This window comes from Microbacterium aurum (genome assembly GCF_016907815.1).
In the GTDB taxonomy this organism is placed as follows: domain Bacteria; phylum Actinomycetota; class Actinomycetes; order Actinomycetales; family Microbacteriaceae; genus Microbacterium; species Microbacterium aurum.
This window is the reverse complement of record NZ_JAFBCQ010000001.1, coordinates 2391550-2402874: the sequence shown is the minus strand read 5'-3', so window position 1 is coordinate 2402874 and position 11325 is coordinate 2391550. Positions and strand designations below refer to the sequence as shown.

Here is an 11325-nt window from a genome sequence, read left to right as displayed (position 1 = left end):
CGCGTACGCCGGTAGGCTGGATGCCATGTCCTCCCGCGGTCCCGCCACCGAGAAGCGTCCCGGCTTCTTCTCGCAGCTTCGTTCCCTGTTCACCTTCACGAAGGCCGAGTTCGGCTGGCTGCCGTGGGTGCTCATCGCCGTGCTGGTCGTCGGCATCGGCATCGGCGTGCTCGTCGGGTTCCTCATTCCGCCGGTCGCGGTGTGGAGCATCATCCTGTGGGGCGTCACGGGTCTGATGTTCGGTCTGCTGGGCGCGATGATCTTGCTCACGCGCCTGTCGACACGCGCGATGTACATCAAGCTCGATGGCGTGCCCGGCGCCGCGGGACACGTGCTCTCGACGTCGCTCGGCCGCAACTGGGTCGCCTCGGACATGCCGGTCGGGGTGAACCCGAAGTCGCAGGACGCCGTCTACCGCGTCATCGGTCGCGGGGGTGTCGTCGTCGTGGGCGAGGGGGCCCGCGGGCGCCTGACCCGCCTCATCAACGACGAGAAGATGAAGGTGCAGCGCGTCGCGTCGGGCGTGCCCATCACCGTGCTCTACATCGGGCATGGCGAGGGCGACGTGCCGATCTCCAAGCTCTCCGCCACCATCAAGGCGCTCCCCAAGAAGGTGGACCGCACCACGATGGCCGCCGTCGTGAAGCGTGTCGATTCGGTGTCCCAGTCGGTGACCTCGTTGCCGATCCCGAAGGGGATCGACCCGCTGCGCGCCCGCGCCCCGCGCCCGCGGTAATCCCCCGCATCCGCTGCCGGGTCCCCGCATCCGCTGCCGGAGTCCCCCGCATCCGCTCAGCTGCGGACGAGCACCGTTCCGGCGGCCTTGTCGTGGAGGCCGCGCTGATCGGCGTCCCAGATGACGGCGGGGATGACGAGCACCAGCAGCGCGGTGCGCACGATCGGGCGCCACAGCCCCACCCATCCCCCGCCGACCAGCTGCAGGCGCAGCCCGACGAGGCGGTGCCCCGGGCTGCCGCCGAGCGTCGGCAGAAACAGGATCTGCACGGCGGCGAACACCACGAGCGTGGCGAACGAGTCGTAGGCGAAGAACGCGATGGAGATGATCACGGCCGCGGCCCAGTCGATCGCCAGCGCCGCGATGCGGCGGCCGGGCCGCGCGACGCTGCCGGATCCGACAGCCGGCATCCCCAGACGCTCGCCGGGATAGCTATTGTCGAGAGGGTCCGCCGTCACCGAATCAGCCTATCCGGGCCGCCGTAACATCCCCGAAACATGGGTGATACTGCCGGGCAACCGGCTCCGGATAGCGTCGAGGCGAGCCTGATCCCGTCAGGCGTGTTCCACACCCGATCTTGGAGACTCCATGTTCAAAGATTCATCCGAGGTGCTCAAGTACATCAAGGACGAGGACATCAAGTTCCTCGACATCCGTTTCACGGATCTGCCTGGTGTGCAGCAGCACTTCAACATCCCCGCCTCGACGGTCGACGAGGAGTTCTTCACGGTCGGTCAGCTGTTCGACGGTTCGTCGATCCGCGGCTTCGCGAACATCCACGAGTCCGACATGCAGCTCATCCCGGATGTCTCCACCGCCTACCTCGACCCGTTCCGCGAGGCGAAGACGCTGGTCATGCTGTTCGACATCTACAACCCGCGCAACGGCGAGATCTACGCCAAGGACCCGCGCCAGGTCGCCAAGAAGGCCGAGAAGTACCTCGCCTCCACCGGCATCGCCGACACCGCGTTCTTCGCCCCCGAGGCGGAGTTCTACATCTTCGACGACGTGCGCTACGAGGTGAAGCAGAACTCCTCGTTCTACTCGGTCGACTCCGAGGAGGGCGCCTGGAACACCGGCCGCGTCGAAGAGGGCGGAAACCTCGCCAACAAGACTCCCTTCAAGGGCGGCTACTTCCCCGTCTCCCCCGTCGACAAGACGGCCGACCTCCGCGACGACATCTCGCTGCACCTGATCGAGGCCGGTCTCATCCTCGAGCGCGCGCACCACGAGGTGGGCACCGGCGGTCAGCAGGAGATCAACTACCGCTTCGACACCATGGTGCACGCGGCCGACGACATCCTGAAGTTCAAGTACATCGTCAAGAACGTCGCCGAGCAGTGGGGCAAGGTCGCGACCTTCATGCCCAAGCCCCTCTTCGGTGACAACGGCTCGGGCATGCACACGCACCAGTCGCTGTGGCTCGAGGGCAAGCCCCTCTTCTACGACGAGAAGGGCTACGGCGGCCTGTCGGACGTCGCCCGCTGGTACATCGGCGGTCTGCTCGCGCACGCCCCGGCGGTGCTCGCCTTCACCAACCCGACGCTGAACTCGTACAAGCGCCTGGTCAAGGGCTACGAGGCGCCCGTCAACCTGGTCTACTCGGCGGGCAACCGCTCCGCGGCCATCCGCATCCCGATCACGGGCTCGAACCCCAAGGCCAAGCGCATCGAGTTCCGCGCGCCGGACGCTTCGGGCAACCCGTACCTCGCCTTCGCGGCGCAGATGATGGCGGGCCTGGACGGCATCAAGAACCGCATCGAGCCGCACGAGCCGGTCGACAAGGACCTCTACGAGCTGCCGCCCGAGGAGGCCAAGAACATCCCGCAGGTGCCGAACTCGTTGCTCGACTCGCTCGAGGCGCTGCGCGCCGACCACGAGTTCCTGCTCGCCGGTGGCGTGTTCACGCCCGAGCTGATCGAGACCTGGATCGAGTACAAGATCGAGAACGAGATCAAGCCGCTCGCGGCGCGCCCGCACCCCTTCGAGTACGAGCTCTACTTCGGCGTCTGAGCACCCGGCCCACGGTTCGAAGCCCCGGCATCCTGCATCGGATGCCGGGGCTTCGCCGTGTGTGCCTCACGGAGACAGGAAAAATCACCGAGACAGGACGTGGTGACGTCACCACGTCCTGTGTGCGTGATTTCTCCTGTGCCGGTGATATCCGGCGGGACGGATGCCGGGGTCAGCCGTAGAAGAGCTTCTCGAACGCCCGGCGGGCGCGGCGGGCCGTGCGCAGCCACTCCTCCTCGACGAGCGTCGCCGACCGCGGCGGGTACTCCAGCAGACGGCCGATCCCGTCGAGCTTGCCCCGATCGACCGGCAGCACGTCGCTCGTCTTCCCGGACAGCAGCGTGTTGGCCGAGCGCAGCCGGCTCGCCAGACGCCACGCGTCGCGGAGACGCTCGGCCGCGGCATCCGGAACCAGGCCCGCCTCCCGTGCCGCCTCGAGCGCGTCAAGGGTGGATGTCGTCCGCAGCGCGGGGATGCGGTGCGCATGTGCGTGCTGCAGCAGCTGCACCAGCCATTCGACGTCGCTGAGACCGCCCGGCCCGAGCTTCAGATGCCGCGTGCGGTCGGCGCCCTGCGGCAGCCGCTCGTTCTCGACGCGCGCCTTGATGCGCTTGATCTCGCGAAGATCCTGCAGCTTCACCTCGGCGGGGTAGCGCACGTCGTCGGCGAGGGCGATGAAGCGATCGATCAGCTTCACGCTGCCCGCGACGCCCCGCGCACGCAGCAGCGCCTGCGCCTCCCACGACAGTGACCAGCGGCGGTAGTACTCCGCGTACGAATCCAGCGACCGCACGAGCGGACCGTTGCGCCCCTCGGGCCGGAGGTCGGCGTCGAGGTCGAACGGCACACGGTGATCCTCGGAGTAGGTCCGGATGCCGGCGACCAGCTGCAGGGCGAGTTCGTGGGCGCGCTGCGGGTCCACGCCGTTGGGTTCGTAGACGTAGAGCACGTCGGCGTCGGAGCCGAAGCCGAGCTCGCCACCGCCGAAGCGCCCCATCGCGATCACCGAGAAGTCCAGCGCCGCATCCTCGGGCGGCACGATCTCGCGGCGCACGGCGCGCAGCGTCGCCTGGATGGTGACCTCGCTGACCGTCGTCAGCCCCGCGGCGAGCTCGTCGATCGTGAGGGTGCCGACCACCGCCCCGAACGCGAGGCGCAGCAGTTCGCGCCGACGCAGCGCTCGCACGGCGCGCATCGCCTCCACGACGGTGCCGTGACGCGCCTGGATTGCGCGGGCCTCCTCCTGCAGCAGCACCCCGCCGCGCGGACGCAGCAGCTCATCGGAGTCGAGCCACGCGACCGACTCGGGGATCCACTCCATGAGCTCACCGATGTAGCGCGAACCGGAGAGCACGCGGGTCAGCCGTTCCGCCGCGCCCGAGGAGTCCCGCAGCATCCTCAGGAACCACGGCGTGTCCCCCAGCCGTTCGCTGATGCGACGGAAGGCGAGCAGCCCGTAGTCGGGGTCGACGCCGTCGGCGAACCATCGGATCATCACCGGCATGAGGTGGCGCTGGATCGTCGCCTTGCGGCTGAGGCCGCCGGTCAGCGCGCCGATGTGGCGCAAAGCGCCGGCCGGGTCGCGGAACCCGATCGCCGCGAGCCGGTCGTGCGCCTGCTCGGTGGACAGCTGGTGCTCGTCGGACGACAGCGACGCGACTGCCGAGAGCAGCGGCCGGTAGAACAGCCGGACGTGGATCTCGCGGACCTCCCGTTTGATCCCCTCCCACAGCTCCCACACGCCCGGCCCGCTGTCGGCGAGCCCCGAGGCGCGCGCGAGGACACGGAGACCGTCGGGCTGGGACGGCATGAGGTGCGTGCGGCGCAGATCCCGCAGCTGCACGCGATGCTCGAGCACGCGCAGCACGCGGTAGTCGTGCGCGAACGTGGCGGCGTCGCCGCGACCGATGTAGCCCTCGGCGACGAGCGCGTCGAGCGCGTCGAGGGTCCCCGGCTGGCGGATCGCGTCGTCGCTCAGCCCGTGGACGAGCTGCAGCAGCTGCACGGTGAACTCGATATCGCGGATGCCGCCGGGACCGAGCTTCAGCTGGTACGGGACGTCGGCGGCGGGAATATGCTCGGTGACCCGCTCCCGCATCCGCTGCACGCTATCGACGAAGTTCTCGCGCGCACCGCTCGTCCACACCTTCGGCTGCACCGCCGCGACATATGCCTCACCGAGCATGCGGTCGCCGGCGAGCGGCCGAGCCTTCAGCAACGCCTGGAACTCCCAGCTCTTCGCCCAGCGCTCGTAGTACGACAGGTGCGAGTCCAGGCTTCGCACGAGGGCGCCCTGCTTGCCCTCGGGGCGCAGATTCGCGTCCACCTCCCACAGGGGCGGCTCGATCTCCATCCCCGAGATCCCGCGCATCGTCTGGACGGCGAGTCGCGTGGCGATGTCGATGACGCGGCTCTCGCCGATCTCATCGACGAGCGCGTCGGTGCCGCCGCCGACGAAGATGACGTCGACGTCGCTGACGTAGTTGAGCTCTCGGGCGCCGGTCTTGCCCATGCCGATGATCGCGAGACGCGCTTGCGCCACCTGGTCCCGCGGGAACAGACCGGTGCCGGCTCCCCCGGACGCGACGCGGGTGCGGGCGACGCACAGCGACGCCTCCAGCGCCGCGCCGGCGGCATCCGCCAGGGCGGCCGCGACGTCGGCGAGCACCGCGACGGCGTCGGTCGCGCCCAGGTCGTAGGCCGCGATGCGCGCCAGCAGGCGCCGGTAGCGCACGCGGAGCGCGACCCAGGCCCGCTCCTCGCCGGTGGCGGCGAAACCCTCGGCATCCGCCTCGACGGCCTCGAGAAGCTCCGCGCGCAACTCGTCGGCGGTGGGGAGCGCCTCCCCGGCGCGGACGTGGGCGAGTTCGGCGGGATGCCGCAGGTAGAAGTCACCGAACCCGCTCGAGGCTCCGAGCAGCAGCCAGAGCGTGGCGCCGACGCGTCGCAGTGCCGACCCCACCGCCGCCGGATCGCGTCGCGCGACGCGCACCAGCGACTCCAGTGCCGCATCGGGGTCGGCGGCGCGGTCGGCTCCGACGAGCAGGTCCTCGCGGGCGATGCCGACGAGGTCGGCGAGCTCGGTGAGCAGCCGGTCGGCGTCGCCGAGCTCACTGAAGCCGTCGCGCGCCAGCAGCGTCCGTACCGAGGTGCGCTCGCTGGAGCTCATCGGGCTAGAGCATCTCCAGGTTGCTCTTCAGCTCGAACGGGGTGACCTGGGCGCGGTACTCCTGCCATTCGCGGCGCTTGTTCAGCAGCACGTAGTTGAAGACCTGCTCCCCCAGCGTCTCGGCGACGAGCTCCGAGTCCTCCATGTACTCCAGGGCGTGATCGAGGCTCGCCGGCAGCTGCGCGTAGCCGAGCGCGCGGCGCTCGGAGTCGGTGAGCGACCAGACGTTGTCCTCGGCCTCCGGGGGCAGCTCGTAGCCCTCCTCGATCCCCTTCAGGCCCGCCGCGAGCATGAGCGCGAACGCGAGATAGGGGTTGGCCGCCGAATCCAGCGCGCGGTACTCGACGCGGGTGGACTGGCCTTTGTTGGGCTTGTACATCGGAACCCGGACGAGCGCGGAACGGTTGTTGTGACCCCAGCAGATGAAGCTCGGCGCCTCATCGCCGCCCCACAGCCGCTTGTAGGAGTTCACGAACTGGTTCGTCACGGCGGCGATCTCGTTGGCGTGCGTCAGCAGCCCCGCGATGAACTGGCGTCCCGTCTGGGACAGCTGGTACTGCGCGCCCTCCTCGTAGAAGGCGTTCCGGTCGCCCTCGAACAGCGACATGTGCGTGTGCATGCCGCTGCCCGGCTTGCCCGACAGGGGCTTCGGCATGAACGTCGCGTACACGCCCTGCTCGATCGCCACCTCCTTGACGACGGTGCGGAACGTCATGATGTTGTCCGCCGTGGCGAGGGCGTCGGCGTAGCGCAGGTCGATCTCGTTCTGACCGGGGCCGCCCTCGTGATGGCTGTACTCGACCGAGATGCCGAGGTCTTCCAGCATCCGCACACTGCGGCGACGGAAGTCGTGCGCCGTCCCGCCCGGCACGTTGTCGAAGTAGCCGGCCGAGTCGACCGGTTCGGGACCGTCGGGGCCGAACGACGAGGACTTCAGCAGGTAGAACTCGATTTCAGGGTGCGTGTAGAACGTGAAACCGGCATCGGCCGCCTTCGCCAAGGTGCGCTTGAGCACGTGCCGCGGATCGGCCACGGCGGGCTGTCCGTCGGGCGTGGTGATGTCGCAGAACATCCGACCGGTCGGGTCGATCTCTCCGCGCCAGGGCAGCGTCTGGAACGTCGTGGGGTCGGGGTGTGCCAGCAGGTCCGACTCGTAAGAGCGGGTGAGGCCTTCGATGGCCGAGCCGTCGAAGCCGAGTCCCTCCGTGAAGGCGCCCTCGACTTCGGCGGGCGCGATGGCGACCGACTTGAGCGTGCCGATGACGTCGGTGAACCAGAGGCGGACGAACTTCACGCCCCGCTCTTCGATCGTGCGCAGTACGAAGTCACGCTGCTTGTCCATCGCGTCCTCTCACAAGCGACCGCGCGGGCGCGGCCGGGCCGAAGGCCAGACTATCGGTCCTCTTCGGCTTCCTCTTCCGCCCACGCGCGCGACCGTTCGGCGATCACCTGCGGCGCCTTGGCGGCCTCCTCCGCGGTGTCGAACGGTCCGGCGCGGTCCGGCGCGGGCGACTCGAATCCGCGCTCGACCTCACCGGTTTTGAGGTTGTACCAGTACTTGTCTTCGCCACGGGACATCGCGTGCTCCTTTCCAGAGCGGTCGGTCCGATCCTAGCGAGCCGGGCTGCCGCGCTGGATAGGCTGGGAGCATGACGACGAAGGCGACCCGTGCGGTCGGAGTGGACATCGGCGGCACCGGCATCAAGGGGGCGCTCGTCGACCTCGAAGCCGGGCAGCTTCTCAGCGACCGCGTGAAGGTCGCGACCCCGGCCGGCGCGGAGCCCGACGACGTGCTCGCGGCCGTCCGCAGCGTCCTCGACACCCTCGGCGTGACCGACGCCGACATCCCGCTCGGCGTCGCCTTCCCCGCGATCGTCAAGAACGGACGCACCATGTCGGCGGCGAACGTCGCCGACACGTGGATCGGATTCGATGCCGAGCGCTTCTTCGAGGACGGCCTCGGTCGCGAGATCCACTTCGCCAACGACGCCGACGTCGCCGGCGTCGCCGAGGCGCGCTACGGCGCCGCGCGCGGCGTGAAGGGACTCGCGCTGCTGACGACGCTCGGCACGGGCATCGGCACCGCCATGCTGCACAACGGCGTCCTCATCCCCAACTCTGAACTCGGGCACCTGCAGCGTGCGAATCACGAATCGGATGCCGAGGCGTGGGCCGCCTACTCGGCGATGGAGCGCGAGCAGCTCAGCTGGAAGAGGTGGGCCAAGCGCCTGCAGTGGTACTACGACTACCTGGAGTTCCTGCTCAGCCCCGACCTGTTCATCGTGGGCGGTGGTGTGTCCAAGTACGCCGACGAGTTCCTGCCGCTGCTGACGCTGAAGACCCCGATCGTCCCCGCCGTGCACCGCAACAACGCGGGGATCATCGGCGCCGCGGCGCTCGCCCTCGCGCAGGAGACCGGCACCGACGCGCAGGGGGCCGCACAGAACCTCGTCGACACCACGACCTGACCGGTCGCCCGGTCGTGTCGGCGGTCGAGCAGGCGAATGGGCCGGCCTGTACGCCGGGTTCTGTCCGGGAGCGGAAGCTCCGTGGACGGTCATCTCTCTCGGCGACACGTTGCCGTGCCGCTCCAGCGGTCTACCCGGGGACTCGGCGGGCCGCGTCCACATCCCCTGTCTGACCTTGCTCCGGGCGAGGTTTACCGTGCGGGCCGTGTCACCACGACCCCGGTGGTCTCTTACGCCACCCTTTCACCCTTACCCCGGCTGACGCCGAGGCGGTCTGCTCTCTGTGGCACTGTCTCGCGGATCACTCCGGGTGGGTGTTACCCACCGCCCTGCCCTGTGGAGCCCGGACGTTCCTCGGTGCGGGTGAACCCGCCACGCGACCGTCCAGCCGACCCATTCGCAACGCAATCGTACCAATCGGGGGTGCGGAGCCGCGGCCCGTGGTACCGTGTGCGCAACGGGCCCCTTGGGGAAGAGGCCCGGTAGGGGCTGGGGGGCCCGCATCATGCGCAACATGATTCTGTCGTTCATTGCCGCAGCTGTCCTCGTCGTGGGGGCGCCACTGGCGGCATCCGCCGTCGACGAGCCACCGGGTGCGACCGATTCCGCCGGCACCGGCGACGACGCGCTCGGCTACACGCCGCGCACGCCGCAGCAGCCGACGCTGGCGGGGACGACGGTCGCGCCGTCGTGCTCGGCCGACGCCCCGTGGATCGAGTACTCCGTGCTCCTGGTGGATCCGCAGAACCTCTCCTCCGGTCACACCGCGACGCTCGTCCTCAGCGACGGCACGCACTCGACCACGCTCACGCTCGGCACGGTGACGGCCGGCGTGCCGCTGACCGGTCGCGTGCTGTGGCCCGGGGCATCGGTGGGCGCGGACGGGCGCGGCAACGGGTGGCCGGGCTGGACGTACGCCGGAGGGCAGTGGACCGCCTCCGACGACAACTTCGGGTGGACGCGCGGCGCCATCACCGCCACGGTCGAGGTGAACCCCTCGCTGGCGGTCGCGCTGTCGTATCCGCCGTCGTCGCCGGCCTGCCGCACCGCACCGGCGGAGATCCGCGCCGCCGCGGCCGGAGCCGCACTGCCGGCGACCGGTGGCGACATCGCGCTGGCCGCAGGCGTCGGGGTCGCCGGGGCCGGACTGATCGCCATGGGCGGTGCGCTCGTCGTGCGCCGCCGGCGGTCGTGACCCGGACGGCTCCCCGCACCGATCGCACCCTCTCCACCGTCGTCCTGGCCGCTGTGCTGCTGGGCGTGGCGCTGCTCGTCGCGCTCGGCTGGGCCGCGTCGCGGGTGTGGGTGGCCGCGACCGCGCTTCAGGCGGCGGCCGGCGATGCGCGCGCCGCCGTCGCGGCGGCCGCCGGCGGGGCGCTGCCCGAGGTGAGCGCGAGCCTGGCGCGGCTGGGGACCGCGGGCGAGCGCGCGGGCGGGGCCGCCGCCGACCCGACCTGGTCGGTTGCGGCATCCCTCCCCTTCTTCGGCGACGACATCGCTGCGATCGGGACCGTCGCACGCGCCGCGGCGACGCTCGGGACCGCCGTGGGCGACCCGGCGACGCGTGCGCTGGCGGCGGACGGCGACGGCGTCGGTGACCTGACCCGGCTGGCGCCCGTGCTGGACGAGGCGGTGACCGGCATCCGCTCGGCGCAGGCCGAGCTGGACGCGATCGACACGTCGCGGCTGGTGGCGCCGGTCGCCCAGGCCGTGACGCAGGCGCGTGACGCGCTGGATCAGGCGGCTCCGGCGATGGCGGCCGCTCGCGGAGCCGCCGCGTTCTGGTCATCGGTCGGGACCGGCGACGTGCGCGTGCTCGTGGCCATGCAGAACGGGGCGGAGCTTCGCACCGGCGGCGGCATCACCGGTTCGTTCATCGAGCTGCAGGTCACCGACGGGCGGGTGAGCCTGGGAGCGCAGGCCGATTCGTCCGTCTTCCCGCACCTGTCGACACCGATCCTCCCCGAGACCCCGGCGCAGCAGGCGCTGTACGGCGGCGTGCTGGGCAGGTACGTCCAGAACGCGTCGATGGCGACCGACTTCGCCCAGACTGCTGCCCTCGCCTCGGCGTGGTGGCAGCACATCGGCCATGCTCCCCCGGACGCGGTGATCTCGCTCGATGTCCCGACGATCGGCGCGCTGCTGCAGGTGACGGGGCCGATCGACCTGCCCGACGGCTCGCAGCTGACGAGCGAGAACATCACGCAGAGGCTGCTCATCGACCCCTACCTGAGCCTCGACAGCGCCGCGCAGACCCAGTTCATGCAGTCCGCGGTGACGGCCGCCGCGGCCGAGCTCACGGCGGCGCCGCTGGATCCGCTGCGGCTGCTCGTCGCACTCGCGACGCCCATCGGCGACGGTCGCGTCTCGGTCTGGAGCGCGGAGCCGACGGTGCAGGCCGCACTCGCGGACTCGTTGCTGGGCGGCCCGGCGGCGCGACTGGCCGCGGCCCCGGACACCTTCGGCGTGTTCTTCAACGACGCGACCGGCGGCAAGATGGACCCGTTCCTGCACGTCGACATCCGGACGACCTCGACCGTCTGCCGCGCCGACGGCAGGTCCGACGTCGTCGTCAGCCTGACGATGCGCAGCGACGCTCCGGCGGATGCCGCCGACGCCCTCCCCGGCGACGTGACCGGCCGTGGCCTGTTCGGCACCGGAGTCGGCGACATCGGCACGAGCGTGTCGGTGTCGGCCCCGCCGGGCAGCTTCGCGGGTGGTGTCACCAAGGACGGCGCCCCCGCGCTCTCGGTCGACGTGGCGGACGACGGCCGATTCGTGAGCCTGGTGCGCGTCAACCTGTCGCCGGGCGAGGTCAACGTCGTCGACTTCCATTTCACGATGGCCGCGCCCGGTGCGATCTCACCGGTGATCGTGACGACGCCGATGCTGAACGCGCCGGGGATCACCGTCGATTCCGGCGTGTGCGGTTGACGCCG

Annotated in this window: 9 protein-coding genes and 1 other RNA gene; 5 read left to right on the top strand and 5 right to left on the bottom strand. The window is 70.3% G+C overall.

Annotated elements, in window-relative coordinates:
• Nucleotides 1–25: 25 nt before the first annotated feature.
• Nucleotides 26–736 (top strand): DUF4191 family protein, encoded by a 711-nt coding sequence (locus tag JOD60_RS11860; RefSeq protein ID WP_076690797.1) that lies wholly within the window; start codon nt 26–28, stop codon nt 734–736.
• 56 nt (nt 737–792) lie between these two features.
• Here JOD60_RS11860 and JOD60_RS11855 read toward each other — a convergent pair whose 3' ends face one another.
• Complete coding sequence (locus JOD60_RS11855; RefSeq protein WP_232321778.1) at nt 793–1146, bottom strand: RDD family protein; 354 nt, start codon at nt 1144–1146, stop codon at nt 793–795.
• 178 nt (nt 1147–1324) lie between these two features.
• Here JOD60_RS11855 and glnA (JOD60_RS11850) point away from each other — a divergent pair, with 178 nt between their 5' ends.
• Nucleotides 1325–2749: a type I glutamate--ammonia ligase gene (gene glnA / locus JOD60_RS11850; RefSeq protein ID WP_076690795.1), complete on the top strand. Its 1425-nt coding sequence runs from the start codon at nt 1325–1327 to the stop codon at nt 2747–2749.
• A gap of 172 nt (nt 2750–2921) precedes the next feature.
• Here the strand turns inward: glnA (JOD60_RS11850) and JOD60_RS11845 are convergent, their stop codons facing one another.
• From JOD60_RS11845 to JOD60_RS11835, 3 genes are read right to left on the bottom strand one after another with little or no spacing between them, the layout of a single operon-like run.
• Nucleotides 2922–5918, bottom strand: coding sequence for a bifunctional [glutamine synthetase] adenylyltransferase/[glutamine synthetase]-adenylyl-L-tyrosine phosphorylase (locus JOD60_RS11845; protein WP_076690794.1), 2997 nt, complete (start codon nt 5916–5918; stop codon nt 2922–2924).
• Between the two features lie 4 nt (nt 5919–5922).
• A complete protein-coding gene (gene glnA, locus JOD60_RS11840; RefSeq protein ID WP_076690793.1) occupies nt 5923–7260 on the bottom strand; it encodes a type I glutamate--ammonia ligase in 1338 nt (445 codons plus the stop codon).
• A 50-nt stretch (nt 7261–7310) separates the two neighbouring features.
• Entirely contained in the window at nt 7311–7496 is a 186-nt protein-coding gene (locus tag JOD60_RS11835; protein ID WP_076690792.1) for a hypothetical protein, read from the bottom strand.
• A 71-nt stretch (nt 7497–7567) separates the two neighbouring features.
• Here JOD60_RS11835 and ppgK point away from each other — a divergent pair, with 71 nt between their 5' ends.
• Nucleotides 7568–8386 carry a polyphosphate--glucose phosphotransferase gene (gene ppgK / locus JOD60_RS11830; protein WP_076690791.1) on the top strand — a complete coding sequence of 273 codons (819 nt, stop codon included), beginning with the start codon at nt 7568–7570 and terminating at the stop codon, nt 8384–8386.
• A gap of 33 nt (nt 8387–8419) precedes the next feature.
• Here ppgK and rnpB read toward each other — a convergent pair.
• Nucleotides 8420–8782, bottom strand: an RNA gene (gene rnpB, locus JOD60_RS11825) — RNase P RNA component class A.
• 118 nt (nt 8783–8900) lie between these two features.
• On the opposite strand from rnpB, the gene JOD60_RS11820 reads away from it, so the two are divergent.
• Both JOD60_RS11820 and JOD60_RS16800 read left to right on the top strand, forming a co-directional pair.
• Nucleotides 8901–9581 carry an LPXTG cell wall anchor domain-containing protein gene (locus tag JOD60_RS11820; RefSeq protein WP_232321605.1) on the top strand — a complete coding sequence of 227 codons (681 nt, stop codon included), beginning with the start codon at nt 8901–8903 and terminating at the stop codon, nt 9579–9581.
• Nucleotides 9578–11320 carry a DUF4012 domain-containing protein gene (locus JOD60_RS16800; RefSeq protein WP_084201999.1) on the top strand — a complete coding sequence of 581 codons (1743 nt, stop codon included), beginning with the start codon at nt 9578–9580 and terminating at the stop codon, nt 11318–11320. The genes JOD60_RS11820 and JOD60_RS16800 overlap by 4 nt, the downstream gene beginning before the upstream one ends.
• Nucleotides 11321–11325 lie beyond the last annotated feature (5 nt).

Bases quoted from the DNA above. Each gene is read 5' to 3' on its own strand.
- glnA (WP_076690795.1), top strand. From the start codon at position 1,325: ATGTTCAAAGATTCATCCGAGGTGCTCAAGTACATCAAGGACGAGGAC.
- glnA (WP_076690793.1), bottom strand. From the start codon at position 7,260: ATGGACAAGCAGCGTGACTTCGTACTGCGCACGATCGAAGAGCGGGGC.
- JOD60_RS11835 (WP_076690792.1), bottom strand. From the start codon at position 7,496: ATGTCCCGTGGCGAAGACAAGTACTGGTACAACCTCAAAACCGGTGAG.
- JOD60_RS11860 (WP_076690797.1), top strand. From the start codon at position 26: ATGTCCTCCCGCGGTCCCGCCACCGAGAAGCGTCCCGGCTTCTTCTCG.
- ppgK (WP_076690791.1), top strand. From the start codon at position 7,568: ATGACGACGAAGGCGACCCGTGCGGTCGGAGTGGACATCGGCGGCACC.
- JOD60_RS11845 (WP_076690794.1), bottom strand. From the start codon at position 5,918: ATGAGCTCCAGCGAGCGCACCTCGGTACGGACGCTGCTGGCGCGCGAC.
- JOD60_RS11855 (WP_232321778.1), bottom strand. From the start codon at position 1,146: ATGCCGGCTGTCGGATCCGGCAGCGTCGCGCGGCCCGGCCGCCGCATC.
- JOD60_RS11820 (WP_232321605.1), top strand. From the start codon at position 8,901: ATGATTCTGTCGTTCATTGCCGCAGCTGTCCTCGTCGTGGGGGCGCCA.